We start from the raw sequence: 18,367 nt of genomic DNA, 5'->3' as shown, positions 1-18,367 counted from the left end.
TTAATCCCTCAATATTTCATTTATAGAGATTTTCGATCTCGTCTTTTCATCCACTTTTTTTACTATGACTGCACAATAGGTTGAAATATTATTTTTAGATGGAATAGATCCTGGTATCACTACAGAATAAGGCGGCACTTTGCCATAAAATACCTTGCCAGTTTCTCTATCAATAATTTTTGTTGATGCCCCAATAAACACACCCATGCCAAGGACTGATCCTTCTCTCACTACCACACCCTCGGCCACTTCGCTACGTGCTCCAATAAAGCAATTATCTTCTATAATGACAGGTGAAGCTTGAATAGGCTCAAGAACTCCACCTATTCCCACTCCACCGGAAATATGACAGTTTTTTCCTATTTGCGCACAGCTACCAATCGTTGACCAGGTATCTATCATTGTTCCTGAATCAACATATGCACCAACGTTGATAAAACTTGGCATTAGAACAACATTTGTACCTATATAAGCAGATCGGCGGACAAAACACCCAGGAACTGCTCTAATTTTTAACTGGCGAAATTTCTCCTCATTCCATTCACTAAATTTGTTACCGATCTTGTCAAACCAGCAATTGGTATTGTCTATTATTTTGTTTTCTTCAGTGAGAAAATGTAATAATATTGCCTGCTTTATCCACTTATGTACTACCCATTCTCCACTTGATAGCTTTTCTGCTACTCTAATTTTGCCACTATCAAGGAGCTCAATTGCCTCTTTAATTGCTATTCTTGCTGTTTTCTTTAGATTACAGTCATTAAATTTTTCTCTATTTTTCCAAATATTTTCTATCTCACTCTGTGTTTTTTTTAGTTGCAAACCTTCCATTTGTTATATATATATTGATATTAAATTTGTAGCTCTGTATCATTTGAGCTTGTTACTACTTTATATGTAAGTGCTATGAAAATACAATGTAATAGTTGTACTAAAACTTACTTAGTATCTCCTAAGCAAATTGGCGCGTCTGGAAGAAAGGTAAAATGTACGAACTGCAATCACATATGGCATGAATATCTAGAAGAAGTGTCAAACAAACAGCACTCTGCTAATATACAGGAAAAAAAAGTTAGTGGAAGAAATTTTTTACAAAATCTAGCATTTACCACTCTAGCTTTTGCAACAGCTACGGGGTTATGCGTCGTAATTGCTAATGGCATCTTTCCTAGAGAGATGAACAAAGCATACAAAACGATCAGTTTATACAAGGATTCAATAAGCTATAAATTAGGGTACAAAAAAGAACAAACAGAAAGTCCAAATGTAAAAAAACTTGCTGTAAATAAGTTTTATCAAGACTACCTTTTTTTATCTAATTTAAGATCTAGTTAAATAGGCATACCGATATCGGTCTCTAGCTACTCAGATGGTGCTTAGGGTGACAGAGTTTTAAAAATAAGTTATTTTTTAGCAAAAAAGGCAGCTCATGAGTATTAAAATTGCACCTTCTATACTTTCAGCAGATTTTGCAAAATTAGGGGAAGAAGTAAGAAAAATTAGCGATTTAGGTGTGGATTACATACACATAGACGTTATGGATGGGAATTTCGTTCCAAATATTACAATTGGTCCTAGCGTTGTTTCTGCAATACGTAAATATAGCAATCTTCCTTTTGATGTGCATTTAATGGTCAAATCTCCTGGTAACCACATTGAAAGCTTTATAAATGCTGGTGCTGATATTATCACTGTACATGCAGAAGCAGAGATACACCTTGAGAGGTTGATAAGAAAGATAAAGTCATACAAAAATGTAAACGATGCAAAAAAACCGATTCAAGCTGGAGTCTCAATTGTTCCTTCAACTTCCCCAAGTGTGCTTGAATATATAATACATGAGCTAGATATTGTGCTGATTATGACAGTCAACCCTGGCTTTGGAGGGCAGGAATTCATTCATTCACAGTTGAACAAGATATCTACTATAAAAAAAATGATACAGGAGCGTAATCTTAAAACACAAATTTCAGTAGATGGTGGAATTAACTTTTCTAACGCAGCTGATATAATAAAAGCAGGTGCTGATATTTTAGTTGCGGGATCGGCGATATTCAAGGCTGAAGATATTAAGAAGGCCGTAAACGATCTTAAAAATCTATTGTTGTGACCCTATATAGCTAAAGTGGCTTAGGTTTACCTACAATTTGAAAAACAACAAATTCGTCATTCCGCTACTCGTTAGCGGAATCTATGCTGAGATACCGCGGCGGTATGACGTAGAAAAACCTTTCTTGGGTTGTATCCGTTCAGCTAAGCGGTGTGAGAGATGATAGATAAGAGGTTTTGGAAAGCCCATTTGTTTCCATGTCAAGTATAATGAAATTATCCGTTCAAGTTCCCCGCTTCGATTGGGTAAAATATGAATTTTTGCGATAAACGACATAATGCCGTATCTGCTGTTCAGCATGGTTGTTTGTCAGCGGAATGTTTTCTGGGTCATCTAAAAATTTCCACATCATTCTTTCAGATTTCAAAATATTCTTTGCAACTCGAGAAGCTCCAATTGCTTCAGGTAAACGGCTTCAAGTAATACCTTGTACGTTTTTGCAACTTTCTGGCACGTCTGGTAAATCTAAAAACATCTATCTCATTTTTTAGCAAGGCCTTTTTTAGTGCAAATAATTCAGTGGCTACGTTTCTTAAGTAACAGCCCAGAACTTTAACTTCAACTATGCGCTAACCTTTCAAAATCTCTTGATAAATGTGCCCAACAGATTTGCCTGTTCTTATCGGCAAAGTAGTTGTATGCTGCGTACCTGTCGTAAGCTATTGCGATTGCAGAACTTACTATTTTGTAAAACCTTCATTCCTCTTGACTCTGTCAATTTTATAAAACTTGCTGTATTACTGGCAAACATCCAGCACCAACCAAGTTTACCTTTGTTATAATGGCTCGTTTCATCGATATGCAGAACTTCACTTTTACTTACTTCTTGCTCGATTTGCTCATATGCTTCTTGGCATTTTTCTGCAACTCTAGCCTCGCTATTTGACACGCTACCAACACTGATGTCCAGGTTGAAAATATTTTTTATAATATTTGCTACTTCTCTTTTCGAGTTCTTGTAAAATCCGCTCAGCGCCGCAATTGTTGACTTAACTTTTGGACCAAATGTATCCGCAGTAACACCTTCTGGTAGCCTGCTACTTTTTCTTTTTCCACACTTGCAACAGCGGCCATTGGTATTCCACAACATAAGCTGGCAAATCAACTTTTTGATGAATGTATGGCTCTTTCGATATCGCAATTTCTCCTCCGCACTCGCAAGAACTCTATTTTCACCACTTCATCTGCTTCCATTTTAGGGCGATACTTTCCTTCATGCCCAATCTGTGCCCCTATTTTCCTGTCACTTTTTTTCTTTTTCTTCTTTAGCTTGTATAACTCTTTTGAGCTCGGTATCGATGAATTTTGTGAATTCAGACCTAGTCTTTCTTTCAATTCAGCATTTTCGATTCTTAGCGCCTTATTCTCAGATCTAAAATTTTCGTTTTCTATCTCTAACCTCTTTATCTCTGCTTTTAGTTGCTCTATCTCTATTTTAAAGCTTTCACAGAGCTTGAGAAGACTAGCTAGTAGATCAGACATATTTACCACACATACTACTTGTGATATTATGTTTTTAGCACTCCTTGTCTACTTTTTATTTTACCGCTCCGCTGAACGGATACCTTTTTTTTACTGTTTGAGTATGTAAGGATTATGACGACCTATCCCAAACCTCAACTATATCCTCACTAAACTCTATTATCTTTGTTTTTTTAAACTGATAACAGTTGTTAATGAATTGAATCCCTAAATCTCCTACAAAAGGAGTGGCATCATTGCCTAAAATTTTACCACTGCGGCATATTATCAACCTGTCGATTAAATTACACTTTAATAGTTCTGTGATTAACACTCCTCCACCTTCAACTAATAATCTTGTTATACCAATTTCTGAAACAAGTTTTAATGCCATGTCCTTTAGGCAAACCTTACCTGCGTTGCTTGAATTAACTACTAAGTAGTTAATGTTTTTTATTTTTTTCTCTACTTCTTTATTTGTGATGACCCAAGTTATTACTTTGTCTGCAGTCTTTGCAATGTTATGCTCTTCCTTTAATCTCCCTTGATTATCTATAATTAGCCTTATTGGCGATCTACTTCCGAGTCCTGGTAATCTGCAAGTTAAGAGTGGATCATCATTAATAAGAGTATTGCTGCCAATCATAATTGCATCATATTTCGTTCTGAGCTCATGCACCCAGTTTCTCGTATTTTCACTTGTTATCCATTTGCTATCGCCTGTAAATGTTGCGATTTTTCCGTCAAGAGTTGTTGCGACTTTGCAAGCTATAAATGGTCTATGTAATTCTTTAGTGGTGAAAAAACCGACATTCAGTTCTTTTGCCTCTTTTTGCATAATACCTTGCTCAACTTCAATTCCTGCTTCTTTCAGAGCTTTCATGCCTCTGCCTGAAACTCTACTATCTGGGTCAATAGTTGCAATTACTACTCTTTTTATGCTAGCTTTTATGATTTTTGCAGTGCAAGGCCCCGTGACTCCGTGATGACAACATGGCTCAAGAGTGATATATATAGTTGCGCCATGAGTTGAATCTTTAGCGTTTTGCAAAGCGACTACCTCCGCATGCGGACGCCCACCAATCCCTGTGTATCCCTCACTAACAATTGTACCATCCTTTACAATAACACACCCGACAGCAGGATTTGGTGCAACATTTCCAAGATTTTTTTCTGCAAGCCTTAATGCAATTGACATGAAATGATCATCAGTCATTAGAAAGAAGTCATTTCGTATGAGGTATCAAAAATTCTTCTGTGCTCGTGTATAGCAAATCTATCTGTCATACCTGAGATATAGTCACATATTATTACTGAACGCTGAGATTCACAAGCGAGTTTGCTCCACTCTGTGGGAAGTAATCCTGGGTTTTCATAAAAACATTGAAAGAGTTCCTGTATTATGCGTTTTGCTTTGTTCATCGTTCTACTCAGTTTATAGCTTCTGTATATTTTCTCCATGTTGAATCTTTTCATTTCTTTTGTAGCATTCGCAACTTCTGGTGAAAATGTGACTAGCATTTTATTTAGACTTCTTACGTCTTCTACGCTTTTTATTTTGTGATCTTCAATATTTCTTTCAGTCTGAGAAACAACATCACTTATCATAGTTCCTATAGTTCCACTCAGTGATTCATGTATGAGTTTGCTCTGAGGCAATTCTGAATATCTGCTCCTTATGTCTTTAAACATTTTTTCAATTAAAGGAACATTCAGCAAATCTTCGATGGTTACTAAATTCGCCCTGAGTGCATCATCAAGATCGTGAACACTGTAAGCAATATCATCGGCAATTGAAGCAACTTGCGCTTCAATGCTTGAAAATTCTTCAAGCTTTAGATCATATTTTTTGTTGTATTCTAATAACAGCTGATTATTTGTAGAAGACTCCGCGTTTTGACCAAGCAAGGGACCGTTATGTTTTGCAACTCCTTCAATCACCTCCCAACTTAGATTCATACCATCAAAATCAGCATGTTTTTGTTCGAGGTAAGTTAAAATCCTTATAGCTTGAACATTATGATCAAACTCATACTTCTCGTTATCAAGATTCAAATCTTGAACTGATTTCTTTAGAGCATCTTCACCTGCATGACCAAATGGAGGATGACCAAGATCATGTGCGAGCGCTATGCATTCAGTGATATCCTCATTTAAGCCAAGTCTACGCGCAATGGACCTTGCAATTTGTGCAACTTCAAGGCTATGAGTAAGCCGAGTGCGATAGTAGTCGTGCTCATAATTGATAAAAACTTGTGTTTTGTACTCCAATTTTCTAAACGCATTAGAGTGAATGATACGGTCCCTATCACGCTGAAAGCAGCTGCGATTCTCATCTTCTGGCTCTTTGAAGTATCTCCCTTTTGTTTTGCTTGGAAAACATGCATAATTTAATAGAAAATTATTGTTTGACATGTAAAATTTCTACTATAATAAGTTATCAATAATAAACGGTGGTTACTATGTCAACAAATTACAACATCAACTTAACTGATAATGCACTAAAAAAAATCCACTCTCTTGCAGAGCAGGAAGGGGATAAGAGTTCCATTTTACGGGTTGCAGTTTCAGGTGGTGGATGTTCTGGCTTCAAATACAATTTTCTTATGGATCAAATGAATAAAAATCTATCTTTGGATGATGAAGACGATGATTACGATGATGAGTTTGATGACGAAGACGAAGATGATGACTATGAAGAAAGTGAGGACTATAGAAGCCACTCCAGTTTTAGCGAAAAAGGTAAAGATATAGTAATTAATGATGAAAATGGAAACCCTGTATTAATGGTTGATAATTGTTCAGCAAAATTTTTAAATAACTCAGTTATAGATTATACTGAGGATCTCAGTGGTTCTGGTTTTCAAATAAAGAATGCCTTTGCTAAGTCTCAATGTGGTTGTGGTAACAGTTTTTCGGTTTAATTATTACTAAAACTTAGATACCTTCTGGATCTTTTAAACATGGGTGGTAATGTAGCACTAGAACTAACTTCCGTAGATAAAAGCTTCAAGAACAATTCTGCTGTTGTAAAGGATATCAACTTAAGTGTCACAAGAGGGCAAGTAGTAGCGCTGATTGGCGATTCAGGTGCAGGGAAAACAACTATATTGCAAATCGCAGGCTTGTTGGACAAGCCAACTTCAGGTATAGTTACGATAGATGGAATAAATTGCACACAAGCCAGTAATAAGCATAAAACTCATGTAAGAAGAAATTTTCTTAGTTTTGTTTATCAATTTCACTATTTGTTACAAGAGTTATCGGTGTTGGAAAATATTATGCTTCCTCAACTCATTGCAGGAAAAAGCAAAGCTGAAGCAAAAAAAAATTCGCAAGCAATGTTGGAAAAATTTGGTCTGGAAAACAAAGCAAGTAGCATGGTATCTGAAGTTTCGGGTGGGGAAAGGCAGAGAGTTGCAATTGCAAGAAGCATTGTAAATTCTCCAAAGCTTTTACTTGCAGATGAGCCAACAGGAAATTTAGATCCAACAAATTCTTTTAAGGTGTTTTTACTGCTACATTCATACGTAAAGGAAAATAACAGCTCTATGCTTATAGTAACACACAATCATCTCCTTGCAGAAAAGGCAGACTGCATTTTCCAATTGAGAGATCGATCATTAGTGAAGTTGTGAATAGGAAAAATAGCACAATTTCTATGCCCTATACTTATCTAACCAATGATCATTAACAGAGTACAACTCGCATGAAATGCTTTCATTGCTTTTTATACACGGACTTTTTAACTTACGCTGTTTACTTAGGGAACACCCCGATAACATAAACACAGCTAAAACAAAAAATAATAGCTTTTTAAACATAACAAAACCTTTTCATTTATATTACTACACTCATTTCTCTTGTTTGTAAAGATTAGGCATATTCTTTTACCCTTACCTCTTTTTTGACCTTTTGAGAAGAAATAGTTGCACTATTCAAGCGCAGTTTTATATAATTGTCCACGATTTGAGTCACTTCCTCTTCTTTATCCTTTAGAAAGTGATTAGTATCATCTATTATATAGTATTTCATGTGATCACTTCTTACTGAATTTATCAACCTTTTTGCTAATTCTGTTACATCGCTTTCTTCTGAGATTGTATCATTACTGCTTTGTATTATAAGCCCAGAAACTGGACAGGGAGAAAGAAAAGAAAAATCGTACTTAGTTACCGGAAGAGAAAGAGCAATAAAACCCACTATCTCAGGGCGGCGCATTGTTAGCTGCATAGCCACCCATGCTCCAAAAGAAAAACCAGCGATCCAAATTGGAACATTGCTAGGATTATGTTCCTGAAGCCAATCAATGGCTACCGCAGCGTTGGTTAATTCTCCTATACCCTTATCAAAAGTTCCGGTAGATTTTCCCACACCACGAAAGTTAATTTTCAATGCAGAAAAATTGTTATCGATAAAAGACGTATATGTACTATGTACAATTTTACTATCCATATTACCACCATATTGAGGATGATGATGTAAAACCAGCACAACCGGCGCGTTGGCATCTTTGCTTTGGTGGTATTCACCTTCTATCTTTCTTGTTGCATTATTCAAAAAAACTTCAACCATGGTAACCCCTAATAAGAACCCGCTTGACAGGTATTAATGACGTGAGTTATTAATTATGTATTAATTTCGCTGTTTTTGCAATAAATTTTTTATCGTGTTAAAGCTAACGTACATAGTTATGGCTATAGTTGATGGTAAACTTATTTAAGTGACAGATGAGTCCATTCTCTTTAGAAAATAGTGGTTACGTATATGCTGATTACAATGCAACTGCTCCAATTAGTGAAAATGTAAAAAAAAGTATATTTGAGGTCTTGTTAAAACAAACGCTCAATCCATCATCACTACATAAAAGAGGACAAGAAGCGAGGAAGATTCTTCAGGATGCAAGAGATAACGTACGTGGTGCTATTGGCGTTTCAAGTGATAAAGAAATAGTTTTTACGTCTGGTGCAACTGAAGCGAATAACCTTGTTATGAGAGGAATAGCAGGCTACCTGCATATAATTTCAGCTATAGAGCATCCTTCAATTCTTAATTCTGCATGTAATCCATATATAATACCTGTTAATCAGGAGGGCATTGTTGACTTTTTAGAGCTAGAAAAAATTCTAAGCGAACTTAAAGGAAACAAAGCAATAGTTTCAGTTATGATGGCAAATAACGAAACCGGAGTTATTCAACCTATTGAGGAAATGGCTAAAATAGTACACAAGTTTGGAGCAATTTGCCACACTGACACTGCTCAAAGTGTTGGGAAAATTAAAGTTAATATGGAAGATTTAGGAGTGGATTTACTCACTTTATCCGCCCATAAATTTGGCGGTGTAGCAGGCAGTGGAGTTTTAATATTCAATAAAGAACTTGCGATAGAACCTATTATAATAGGTGGTGGACAAGAGAAGGGATTTCGTGGTGGTACGGAAAATATTGTTGCGATTGCAGGCCTTTCTGCTGCACTGCAAAATATTCCAGACCTTCTATCAAAAATGGATGAAGTAAAGGAGCTACGTGATCAATTAGAGTGTGAATTATTAAATCTTGCCAGTGACATAAGAATCTTCGGTAAAAACTCTAAGAGGCTGCCAAACACAAGTTTTATTTATATGCCAGGAGTAAAGAGTGATGTGCAGCTTATGCATTTTGACTTGAATCATATTGCAGTTAGTAATGGCTCCGCATGTTCTTCTGGAAAAGTTGAGCCTTCCCATGTTTTGCTTGCAATGGGGGCAACAAAAGAGCAAGCAGAGTGTTCAATTAGAATCAGTATAGGTCCAGAAACTAAACCACAAGACATAAAAAAAATAGTGGATTGTTGGTATAATATCTACAAGCAGAACACCTTGGTATAGATAATACGTGGTATCATGCAGGCACTGGCCGAGCATTAGATGTAAAAAATTACTTTACAACCCCGTGGTATCTCTAGATCCCGCTAACAAGCAGCGGGATGACGGTTGTTAGGCTAGCTGTCATCCAAGTAGCTGACACTGGTTCCTTTATGACGGCAGTGCCCCTATGGTGTCATTCCAGTGTCCTGACTACTTGGATCTAGCAAGCTTTGCTTGCAAATAAGTCTAATACGTGTCGCGTTTTATGCCAAAACACAATTGGAGTTACATGCAAAATAGATCCCAGACTGGGATGACAAAAAAAGAGCACTGGAATGACACCATTTGCTGTGCAATTTACCTTCAAAAATGAATGTTCGTACAGCTATGGATTCATTCGCGGTATCTCACCATAGATCCCGCTGACAAGCAGCGGTATGACGGTTATCAGTAAACATGAATTACTTTAGCTATGCAATCAGGCTTCCTAAAAACACTTTGTAGCCAATCAATTCTTGAGTATAAAAAGAATTCCTTTAATAATAAGGTATGCTAATCAGGAATTTAATAAAACAAGCAACTCAAGTAGGAAGCAGTGAAAATGCAATACGGTATGTCGAATATCTCTATCAATTTGAGAAGTTTAGAAACACATTAAACCTCACTTTATCACTAATAAAGCAAAACAGGCTCTCATTTGAAATATACCAAGAGGGATTAGTGGATATGGAAGAGGGAGTGTGTAAGACAATCAGGTCTTCCAGTGTAAATAGATATGTTATTGTACTGAGGAAGTCAAACCCATACATTATAGTGCATGAACTTTCACACATGGTTGAAAATGAACTGAACTTAAGTTTGGAACAGGAATTTCTCCATAAAGTTTACCAGGATATTGAGCAGAACCTAAAGCAAGCAAATATTCTTGTGCAGAAAATTATCGGCCAAGTTATATTTAAGGAGATACAGGCTTATCAAACTGCAAAATCACGCGCATCTGAATTATTTGCACGCTATTTTGAGCTATTTGCTTGGGCGCAGGAGGTTTACCCTAAAGATAAAGAATACTTAATCCGCACTCAAGACTTAAACAAAGTGTTCCTTGCTACTGACCAATGGAAAAAGAGCTACCTGGATCCACAAATAATGGAGAGAGTAGATAAAGAAATCAAGGAATACAGCAATAAAACTGTCTTTAAAGATGTAACCAAAGTGCAAAGCAGTTGGACTAATAAATTTTCTCCTGGGGGCAAAAAAATTAGCTCTATATTTGGAGATGATGATTAGCTTATAGTGCAGGTTTTCCTACGTCATGCCGCCGCGAACCGTCATACCGCGATTCATTCTTTTGGTGTACGAACATTGCAATTTGCAGGTAATTTGAGTAGTAGATGGTGTCATTCCAGTGCTTGACACTGGAATCCAGGAATTTGGATTGGGCACTAAGTTGGTGAGCATAAAAGTGGCTGATCTTATGTTAAAACACAACGTTCTTGATGAGATTACGGCAAGGCTGGATTCCAGTGTCAAGCACTGGAATGACACCATTTGCTGTGCAGTTTACCTTTAAGAATGAATGTTCGTACAGTTGTGCGCGGTATCTCATCAGCTAACACGTAGCGGAATGATGGTTGTCGGTAAATCTTTTAGCTATAGAAGTTAACTTTGCAGTTAACTTCTACAGCGTTTCAAAGTATAGTTTTGGTAATACAGTAACTAAATATACATGAAAACCATTTTAGCTGTTGAAACAAGCTGCGACGAAACTGCAGTAGCGATTGTAAATAGTGACAAGCAAGTCCTTGCTCACAAGATTCTTTCTCAAGTAGAACACAAAAAACGCGGTGGGGTGATTCCTGAGATAGCTTCACGTGCTCATATGGAACATTTAAGTGGCCTGATAAAAAGCGCTGTAAAAAAATCTAACCTTAACTTTTGTGACCTCAATGCAATTGCAGCAACATCAGGACCAGGACTCATAGGTGGATTAATAGTTGGTACAATGATGGCTAAAGCAATTGCGCATGTAGCACAAAAACCGTTCATTGCAGTGAATCACTTAGAAGCGCATGCATTGGTTATTAGGTTACTGCATGAGGTAAAATTTCCATTTTTAGTCCTATTAATATCAGGTGGTCACTGTCAATTTTTAATTGCACAGGATGTAGGCAAATACGTTAAACTTGGAGAAACGCTTGATGACTCGCTGGGTGAAGCGTTCGATAAAGTTGCTAAGATGCTGGGTTTAAGCTACCCAGGAGGCCCATTAATTGAAAAGTTGGCTAAAAAAGGCAATGGCACAAGATTCAAACTGCCAAGGGCAATGATAAAACGTTCTGGATGTAACTTTTCGTTTTCTGGAATTAAAACAGCAGTAAAAAACTTAGTGCAAGAACTGAAAATGAGCGAGCAAGATGTGTGTGATGTATGTGCTTCGTTTCAAGAGTGTATTAGTGACATACTGCTGGACAGGGTTAGTAATGCGATTATTATAGCCGAATCTTTAAATATCAAAATCAATGACTTTGTGATTACCGGCGGAGTTGCAGCAAATAATTTCTTGAGAGAAAAATTAAAGCAACACATAAACTTAAACATATTTTTTCCTCCCAACAACCTATGTACAGATAATGCAATAATGGTTGGATGGGCAGGAATTGAAATGTTACAGAAAAGCTATATAGATTCTCTCAATTTTGCACCAAGACCTAAGTGGGAGTTAGAGAGTTATTAAAAGCTCTCAATTCTGAATTATAGCTAAAGTGACTTAGGTTCTCTAATTGCACATAAGTCAACAATAATTTTCACACAAATCAAAACAGCATATCTTCTCCATAATCCTTGGTAATTTTACATAAGTTAAAAGTAGCATATGGTTCTCTCCGCGGTCTGAGATGACAATAAATTTGTCAAGCCGCATTATACTTGTTAGGCGGAAGTGGACGGCAACATATTTACCACGAAGTCTAACTAAGTTCTTGCTTGTCCCTTCCATCGGCATTGCTATCTTTATTTTCAATAAAATTATTGTCCTATGCTCTTTTGATGTTTATTGATAATAAAATTCTGTTTTATCAACCAACATCCTATGCATAATTACAGCTAATTTTCTTGCTACTGCTACAATTGCTTTTTTCATTCCTTTTTTCTTCGCAACCACAGTTTTTTAATTTAAATGTCCTCTTGGTAACTGTAAGCATTGTTTGTGCAGCTTCATATAACATACTTCTACATTCCGCTGGTCCCATCTTTGATATGCTGCCATGCCGATCAACTTCTCCAGAAGAATATTGCCTTGGTGTCAACCCTATATATGCTCCAACTGTATCAGATTTCTCAAACCTATGTGGGTTATCAATTGCAGCTTTATACGTCATTGCTACTATAATCCCCACTCCTGGAACAGTAGTTAACAATTTACAATCATCGTCTTTTTCACCTTGTTCTGAAAGCATTTTGTCAAGCTTTCTTAATGACTTTTCTATTGCTTCCAAACTACAAACTAACGCTTCAATTGCACTCCTACTGATTTCATCCAAATTATTTATTGCCTCTTGTATTCTTAAAGCGAAAGTTTCAAATTTTGATCCTTTACCGACCATGTATCTTCAACAACCCTCTTATTGTTCCAATAACCTGCTGTTTGCTACACATTAGCTGTCTTCTGCTTCCAAGCGCTATTTTAATTTGACAACTGATTTTACTAACACTTCTCATCATCTGCGCTATACCCCTCGCATCGTTTTTATCATTCTTATTGATTCTTGCAGACAACGCTGCTGCCATATGCCTTGCATCTACACAAATTACTGGTAATCCAAAACTCCTTAACTCTTTGCACATTGATATTGACAACTATCCACTTTCTATTCCTATGGGTTCGTATTTTTTGCCTTGGCTAATCTGCTATTGCCTTACTTTCGCTTGCAACAACTTCTTCCTTAACAACTTTTCCTTTCTCATCAACGATACTTATAAAAGTTTCTTTTAATGAGATCGCTATAATATTTCATGACCTACTGTAAAAGTTTAAATTATTTTTGAAGAACCAATTCATTGAATTTGTTACTTCGTGCTAAAATAATGGAGTATGTCTCTCCATCATTCAATAGCAATTACAGTATGTTTAGCTATAATTTGAAAAACAAAAATTCGTCATTCCGCTACTAGTTAGCGGGATCTAGAGGTACCGCGGCGGCATGACGTAGGATTGCTGTCATCCCGCTGCTTGTTAGTGGCTAAGAGATACTGTGAATAAATCACGGTATGACGGTTAAGTATCCCGCTACGTGTTAGCGGCTGAGATAACGCGAATAAATCGCGGGATGACGTGTTGCTTGGGTCAGCTATAGAAGCAAAACTCATCATTTTGAAAGAGGAGGAGATTTTTCCGGACCCTCAGCGGAGATTGATTTTGGATCTGATAATTCTGTATTTACCTTGATTGGCTCTAATGGAGTTTTCTGCTCTTCCGGTTTATCATCTGGAATTGGAACAGGCCAATCCATAATGTTTTGCGGTATAACTTCTGCTTCTTTAGCTTCTTTTTGACCTGTTGAAGATGATGCATCAACTCCTGCATTTTTGGTAACTTCTTGTTTTAGTTGTTTATTTTCTTCTTGCAGTTGCTTTAAATTTTTCTTTAACTCGTCAATCTCTCTTATTTTTTGTTTTAATTGTTCAGATATAGTTAGTTTGTCTCTAGTCAATTTTTTGTTTTCTTGTCTTAACCCACTAGCTGTTCTGCTTGAGTTGTTGTTTACAGCTTGTATACCTTGGTCTTGCTGCTGCATGCTTGTTCCTCTACTTTCATATTCAACTTCAGTTTGAGTTGATGTAGCTGCCTGACCTTTTTCCTGCTGTAATATGTTCTGCAGTTGCTCTAGACTCTCTTTGACAGATGCCAGCTCTTCCTGTGTACACGTTAACATCCCTTCCTTTTCCTTAAGTTGATATTGAAGTTTTTCTATTTCCCTCTTCGTATTTTCTTCGCTTAGCTCATCTGCAAGTGATCTTCCAGGTTCAAGTTGTCGAATTTTCCTCTCTAAGTCTTCCTTTTCTCTCTGTAATCCATTTAATTCTTTAGACAATTGGTTCGCCGTTTCAGCCAATGTATTGTTTTCCTTTTTTGTTTCCATTAACTGTTCTGCCAACTGCTTTTTATGATCATCGTTTAAACCTTCCACTATTTTCTTCAGGTCATTCTCCAAATTTGCATTCTTTTCCTTTAGTACAGTTAAATTAGTTTCACTTTGCTTCAATTTTCTCTGTAATTCTTTATTTGCCTCATTTGTTTCACCTTCCTTATCTTTCAACTGATCATTTAAGTTCTTTATTACATCATTTTTATCCTGTAGTTCTTCCTCTTGTTCCTTTATTCTTTGACCTCTTTCAAATATCGCTCGCTGTTGTTCATTGACTTTATCTCTCAAGGAGTCACGTTCTAATCTTAGATCCTCAAGCTGCTTTGCCTGCGCTGCAAAATGTTGAGCAAATGTTTCTTTTCCTTCCTTTAATTCCTCAATTTCGTTTATAATTTCATCTACTTTATCTTTTAATCCTTCTTGCTCATACTCTTCTTCATCACCAGACATATCATCCTCAAATATTTCATCTTCATCACTAAATTCACTGCTGGTGGATATAGAACTTCTACGTGAAGAAGGTGTGCTAGGAGAGGAATACCCACTGCTGCTTGGTGTAGGCAATTGCGATGATAGATCTTGTGTGGGCTCGAGACTGTCCATATCTTGACCTATATCAGTAAAAGCTTGATACAGAGTTTTTCTGTTGATAAAAACTTCTTTATTTTGTCCAACTAACTTTAATACTTCTTCTGAACTCGTTATTCCTCCAAATTTTGGCTCACCAATAACACTCTGTATACCACCAGAATCCAATTTTACGGTCATGCTACAGTCTATGCTGTTACCTTCAGAATCCTTAGCCTGCCAATTAATGGTCATTTCACATGAGCTTGAACCAGTAAAATCATAGTGCCTTTCGCTGCCTTTTTTGGTTGCAGTTATTTGACTATCTTTCCCTAAAGATATGTTATAAACCTTACCTTCACTGCTAGCTCTTAAAATATTGCTAATTTCTATTGATTTTTCTTCATTTTCAAATCTAATTTTGAAGTCATTATCCTTTGTTGGATACACTAAGAAATTTTGACCAGGCAGAGACGACTTAAGTTCTTTATGCGTTGCGTCTATTGATTGCTCAAATTTTTGGAACTCCTTTTCCCACTTTAAATTTATCTGTCCTGTAATGTTCTCATCTTTGCGTAAAGGACCAATGAAGTACCAGATTAAATTTTCTTCCTCCAGTCTTTTGATAAAATCCTGAAGATCGTTGCAAGATTCAATGACATTTAAAGTATCATTTTTCTTTTGTTCATCTACATCTAAACTTTGACTTTCAGCTATAAATACATTTTCGTTTTCCTGTGGCATAATTTTACATTTTAAAAAATATACTATAATATTAACAGATTTCTTTAAAAAATCAACTAATTGTTGGATAAATAAACTTGAGCATTTGGCCAAAATGTTATATAGTAGTCACTTCAAGAAGTACAGTATGGACAATACCATTATAAGAAAATACGATATTAGAGGTATAGTAGGCAAAGATTTGCAGATTAATGATGGGTACGAGATAGGTAGAAAGTTTGGCCAAACCGTAGCTAGTGTTTGTGTCGGCTACGACAGCAGAATAGATTCACCAGGTATAGAAAGAGAATTAATTAGGGGCTTAACTTTATCCGGTGCAAATGTTATACGCGTTGGACTATGCTCTTCACCTATGCTTTACGCTGCAACACAAATCACACAGGCGGATCTTGGTATCATAATAACTGCCTCTCATAACCCCAGCGAATATAATGGCTTTAAATTTTTTAGTAATAAAAAAGTCTTCTCAGATCAAGAAATGAAGGAAATTATAAGCAGTCCAATTAAAAACAGCACAAGAATTGGAAGCTTAATTAACATAAATATATATAGTGAGTACATTAGCATATTGAAAAGTGCAGTGAAGAATAATACTACACAGAAATTAAAAATAGCCTGGGATTGTGGAAATAGTCCAGCAAGTGGAATTATAAGGTATATTGAAAAGATCTTGCCTGGTCATACGCACATCGTAACCAATAACTCTATAGATGGGGCATTTCCACTGCATGATCCAGATCCCATAGAGGAAAAAAATCTTGCTCAATTAATTGACATTGTGAAGGAATATGGATGTGATCTTGGCATTGCGCTAGATGGCGATAGCGATAGGGTGCGCTTAATTGATAATAAAGGCAACGTTGTTTCCAATGACCATTTATTTATAATTTTTGCACGTGAAGTGTTGGAGGAATATCCAGAAAGCAAAGTTATTGCTAACGTAAAAATGAGTATGAAAGTGCATGATTTTGTTAGCAAGTTAGGAGGGCAAGTTATCACCTGTGCTACTGGACATTCACTAGTTAAGAAGAAGATGGTAGAGGAAGAGGCAAAGTTTGCTGGTGAATTAAGCGGGCACTTCTTCTTTTCTGAGCTAAGTTTTGATGATGGGCTATATTCTGCTGTTAAAGCAGTTGACATTTTGCTTAAGAAAAACCAAAGCCTATCTCAGGTGATTGAGGATTTACCGAAGTTATATATCACTCATGAAGTGAAGATTGTAGTGAAAGATGAGAAAAAGTTTCAAATAATTGAGTCAATAAAGAAAACACTGGAGCAGCAAAATATTGTATTTTCAGATCTTGATGGTGTTAAGGTAACCGATAATAAAGGTTGGTGGCTTCTTAGGGTATCAAATACGCAAAACTGCATTACAGCAAGATGCGAAGGAGAGACTTTAGAGGGTTTTGAACTTACTAAAAAGGTTTTGTTCCATTACATTGATGAAGCAAGGTCTTTAAATTGTAGCTACTCACAGAAATAAATTTGATTTATAAAATTGACATGAAAGTATAAAGATAAATAGGCTAAATGTACTTATCACCTGGTCAGGCTGCAGCATTATTTCGTGTAACCGTTTGCGGGTCCACTTAATTCTGCAATTCTTTGATCTCACTCATGGAGAGGCCAGTAAACTTAACAATAGTGGTGACATCAACATTATTAGCCAGCATTGTTTTTGCAACTTCAATTTTTCCTTCCTTTTTAGCATCATCAAGTTTTTGTTCAAGAACAGCCCGTTCATCACGAATACGTTTTATTTCCTGTTCGTAGGCAATAAATTCTTTCTCTGACCAGTTGAATCTATTTAGTTCTTCATATGCCTTTTTAATTATTACATCACTACCTATTATCTTTTCCAATTCTTCTTCGCTAGTTTCATCTGCATATTTAAAATAATAGATCCATTTTTCAACTATACTCTCCAATTGGTCTTCTTTAGTTTTAGGAAATTTTGGTAACTCAATAAATGTAAAATAAAAATCTTTTAAATCATGTTCATAGCTATCTTTATCTAACATTACATGATCTGACTTATACTCAGATTTATTAGGAAAGAGAATACAATCAGCAATAGCTATAAAAATGATTTCTTTAAGACCCTGATATTGATCACCTTTATCAGCTTGCCTTGAATAAGCTTTAGCAGCGTAATATTGAGCGCGTTTTTCAAAGCCTTTAGTTTTGGCAACTTGCATTTCGACTATTACTTGCACCCCATTTTCATCCCTGCAAAGAACATCAACGATACTTTGTTTTTTAGAGGCAATTTCAGCATCTTGAATAGTGCTGAGGAATTCTATTTCTTTTATTTCATCTTTGCCAGTGAACCCCAAAATATCATTGAGAAAGTGAATGAGGATGTCTTTATTTTTTTCAGTACCAAAAATACGCCGGAACGCAACATCATTCTTGGGGTCGAGAAATTTAGAAAGAGCCATAAAAAAATTTTTAAATGTATCTTTATATTATATATTCTTATTAATAATAATTCA

At 36.2% G+C, this 18,367-nt stretch carries 17 protein-coding genes and 1 pseudogene; 8 read left to right on the top strand and 10 right to left on the bottom strand.

Features of this window, described 5'->3' with window-relative positions; all coding sequences use genetic code 11:
• Positions 1–831, bottom strand: coding sequence for a 2,3,4,5-tetrahydropyridine-2,6-dicarboxylate N-succinyltransferase (dapD, locus tag AAGD76_RS02610; protein WP_341820325.1), 831 nt, complete (start codon positions 829–831; stop codon positions 1–3).
• Between the two features lie 75 nt (positions 832–906).
• Here dapD and AAGD76_RS02605 point away from each other — a divergent pair, with 75 nt between their 5' ends.
• Together AAGD76_RS02605 and rpe are read left to right on the top strand one after the other, a co-directional pair.
• The gene (locus AAGD76_RS02605) at positions 907–1,335 is read left to right on the top strand and encodes a zinc-ribbon domain-containing protein (RefSeq protein WP_182366253.1); all 429 of its coding nucleotides are present in this window, start codon (positions 907–909) and stop codon (positions 1,333–1,335) included.
• 94 nt (positions 1,336–1,429) lie between these two features.
• Positions 1,430–2,110 carry a ribulose-phosphate 3-epimerase gene (rpe, locus tag AAGD76_RS02600; protein WP_155968294.1) on the top strand — a complete coding sequence of 227 codons (681 nt, stop codon included), beginning with the start codon at positions 1,430–1,432 and terminating at the stop codon, positions 2,108–2,110.
• 143 nt (positions 2,111–2,253) lie between these two features.
• Here rpe and tnpC read toward each other — a convergent pair.
• The 3 genes and pseudogenes from tnpC to AAGD76_RS02585 form a co-directional block, all read right to left on the bottom strand.
• Positions 2,254–3,592: pseudogene (gene tnpC / locus AAGD76_RS02595) on the bottom strand (IS66 family transposase).
• A 112-nt stretch (positions 3,593–3,704) separates the two neighbouring features.
• Positions 3,705–4,787: a bifunctional diaminohydroxyphosphoribosylaminopyrimidine deaminase/5-amino-6-(5-phosphoribosylamino)uracil reductase RibD gene (gene ribD, locus AAGD76_RS02590; RefSeq protein WP_341820324.1), complete on the bottom strand. Its 1,083-nt coding sequence runs from the start codon at positions 4,785–4,787 to the stop codon at positions 3,705–3,707.
• Complete coding sequence (locus AAGD76_RS02585) at positions 4,787–5,986, bottom strand: deoxyguanosinetriphosphate triphosphohydrolase (protein ID WP_070356885.1); 1,200 nt, start codon at positions 5,984–5,986, stop codon at positions 4,787–4,789. The genes ribD and AAGD76_RS02585 overlap by 1 nt, the downstream gene beginning before the upstream one ends.
• A 47-nt stretch (positions 5,987–6,033) precedes the next feature.
• On the opposite strand from AAGD76_RS02585, the gene AAGD76_RS02580 reads away from it, so the two are divergent.
• Positions 6,034–6,495, top strand: coding sequence for a HesB/IscA family protein (locus AAGD76_RS02580; protein ID WP_010081891.1), 462 nt, complete (start codon positions 6,034–6,036; stop codon positions 6,493–6,495).
• A gap of 39 nt (positions 6,496–6,534) precedes the next feature.
• Complete coding sequence (locus AAGD76_RS02575; RefSeq protein WP_007549198.1) at positions 6,535–7,209, top strand: ABC transporter ATP-binding protein; 675 nt, start codon at positions 6,535–6,537, stop codon at positions 7,207–7,209.
• Positions 7,210–7,447: 238 nt separating this feature from the next.
• Here the strand turns inward: AAGD76_RS02575 and AAGD76_RS02565 are convergent, their stop codons facing one another.
• Entirely contained in the window at positions 7,448–8,146 is a 699-nt protein-coding gene (locus AAGD76_RS02565; protein ID WP_341820323.1) for an alpha/beta hydrolase, read from the bottom strand.
• Between the two features lie 155 nt (positions 8,147–8,301).
• Between AAGD76_RS02565 and AAGD76_RS02560 the strand changes: the two genes are divergently transcribed.
• Complete coding sequence (locus AAGD76_RS02560; protein WP_209473123.1) at positions 8,302–9,438, top strand: cysteine desulfurase family protein; 1,137 nt, start codon at positions 8,302–8,304, stop codon at positions 9,436–9,438.
• Between the two features lie 528 nt (positions 9,439–9,966).
• The gene (locus tag AAGD76_RS02555; protein WP_209473121.1) at positions 9,967–10,704 is read left to right on the top strand and encodes a hypothetical protein; all 738 of its coding nucleotides are present in this window, start codon (positions 9,967–9,969) and stop codon (positions 10,702–10,704) included.
• An 18-nt stretch (positions 10,705–10,722) separates the two neighbouring features.
• Here the strand turns inward: AAGD76_RS02555 and AAGD76_RS02550 are convergent, their stop codons facing one another.
• A complete protein-coding gene (locus AAGD76_RS02550) occupies positions 10,723–10,860 on the bottom strand; it encodes a hypothetical protein (RefSeq protein WP_341820322.1) in 138 nt (45 codons plus the stop codon).
• A gap of 283 nt (positions 10,861–11,143) precedes the next feature.
• Between AAGD76_RS02550 and tsaD the strand changes: the two genes are divergently transcribed.
• Positions 11,144–12,151 (top strand): tRNA (adenosine(37)-N6)-threonylcarbamoyltransferase complex transferase subunit TsaD, encoded by a 1,008-nt coding sequence (tsaD, locus tag AAGD76_RS02545; RefSeq protein WP_209473117.1) that lies wholly within the window; start codon positions 11,144–11,146, stop codon positions 12,149–12,151.
• A 352-nt stretch (positions 12,152–12,503) separates the two neighbouring features.
• Here the strand turns inward: tsaD and AAGD76_RS02540 are convergent, their stop codons facing one another.
• From AAGD76_RS02540 to AAGD76_RS02530, 3 genes are all read right to left on the bottom strand, one after another.
• Positions 12,504–13,019, bottom strand: coding sequence for a transposase (locus tag AAGD76_RS02540; protein ID WP_341820321.1), 516 nt, complete (start codon positions 13,017–13,019; stop codon positions 12,504–12,506).
• Complete coding sequence (locus tag AAGD76_RS02535; protein ID WP_007552904.1) at positions 13,009–13,272, bottom strand: hypothetical protein; 264 nt, start codon at positions 13,270–13,272, stop codon at positions 13,009–13,011. The genes AAGD76_RS02540 and AAGD76_RS02535 overlap by 11 nt, the downstream gene beginning before the upstream one ends.
• 509 nt (positions 13,273–13,781) lie before the next feature.
• A complete protein-coding gene (locus AAGD76_RS02530; protein WP_341820320.1) occupies positions 13,782–15,872 on the bottom strand; it encodes a hypothetical protein in 2,091 nt (696 codons plus the stop codon).
• 127 nt (positions 15,873–15,999) lie between these two features.
• On the opposite strand from AAGD76_RS02530, the gene AAGD76_RS02525 reads away from it, so the two are divergent.
• The gene (locus AAGD76_RS02525; protein WP_227738550.1) at positions 16,000–17,355 is read left to right on the top strand and encodes a phosphomannomutase/phosphoglucomutase; all 1,356 of its coding nucleotides are present in this window, start codon (positions 16,000–16,002) and stop codon (positions 17,353–17,355) included.
• Between the two features lie 106 nt (positions 17,356–17,461).
• Here the strand turns inward: AAGD76_RS02525 and AAGD76_RS02520 are convergent, their stop codons facing one another.
• Positions 17,462–18,313, bottom strand: a complete 852-nt coding sequence (locus tag AAGD76_RS02520; RefSeq protein WP_015589151.1) for an Rpn family recombination-promoting nuclease/putative transposase — start codon at positions 18,311–18,313, stop codon at positions 17,462–17,464.
• Between the last annotated feature and the right edge of the window lie 54 nt (positions 18,314–18,367).

The sequence above is a fragment of the Wolbachia endosymbiont (group A) of Cydia strobilella genome, from assembly GCF_964026745.1.
GTDB classification, from domain to species: Bacteria; Pseudomonadota; Alphaproteobacteria; order Rickettsiales; family Anaplasmataceae; genus Wolbachia; species Wolbachia pipientis.
This window is presented reverse-complemented; position numbering and strand designations above follow the sequence as displayed.

Excerpts from the sequence above, each read along its gene's own strand:
- dapD (WP_341820325.1), bottom strand. The coding sequence starts at position 831 with ATGGAAGGTTTGCAACTAAAAAAAACACAGAGTGAGATAGAAAATATT.
- AAGD76_RS02605 (WP_182366253.1), top strand. The coding sequence starts at position 907 with ATGAAAATACAATGTAATAGTTGTACTAAAACTTACTTAGTATCTCCT.
- rpe (WP_155968294.1), top strand. The coding sequence starts at position 1,430 with ATGAGTATTAAAATTGCACCTTCTATACTTTCAGCAGATTTTGCAAAA.
- ribD (WP_341820324.1), bottom strand. The coding sequence starts at position 4,787 with ATGACTGATGATCATTTCATGTCAATTGCATTAAGGCTTGCAGAAAAA.
- AAGD76_RS02585 (WP_070356885.1), bottom strand. The coding sequence starts at position 5,986 with ATGTCAAACAATAATTTTCTATTAAATTATGCATGTTTTCCAAGCAAA.
- AAGD76_RS02580 (WP_010081891.1), top strand. The coding sequence starts at position 6,034 with ATGTCAACAAATTACAACATCAACTTAACTGATAATGCACTAAAAAAA.
- AAGD76_RS02575 (WP_007549198.1), top strand. The coding sequence starts at position 6,535 with ATGGGTGGTAATGTAGCACTAGAACTAACTTCCGTAGATAAAAGCTTC.
- AAGD76_RS02565 (WP_341820323.1), bottom strand. The coding sequence starts at position 8,146 with ATGGTTGAAGTTTTTTTGAATAATGCAACAAGAAAGATAGAAGGTGAA.
- AAGD76_RS02560 (WP_209473123.1), top strand. The coding sequence starts at position 8,302 with ATGAGTCCATTCTCTTTAGAAAATAGTGGTTACGTATATGCTGATTAC.
- AAGD76_RS02555 (WP_209473121.1), top strand. The coding sequence starts at position 9,967 with ATGCTAATCAGGAATTTAATAAAACAAGCAACTCAAGTAGGAAGCAGT.
- tsaD (WP_209473117.1), top strand. The coding sequence starts at position 11,144 with ATGAAAACCATTTTAGCTGTTGAAACAAGCTGCGACGAAACTGCAGTA.
- AAGD76_RS02540 (WP_341820321.1), bottom strand. The coding sequence starts at position 13,019 with ATGGTCGGTAAAGGATCAAAATTTGAAACTTTCGCTTTAAGAATACAA.
- AAGD76_RS02530 (WP_341820320.1), bottom strand. The coding sequence starts at position 15,872 with ATGCCACAGGAAAACGAAAATGTATTTATAGCTGAAAGTCAAAGTTTA.
- AAGD76_RS02525 (WP_227738550.1), top strand. The coding sequence starts at position 16,000 with ATGGACAATACCATTATAAGAAAATACGATATTAGAGGTATAGTAGGC.
- AAGD76_RS02520 (WP_015589151.1), bottom strand. The coding sequence starts at position 18,313 with ATGGCTCTTTCTAAATTTCTCGACCCCAAGAATGATGTTGCGTTCCGG.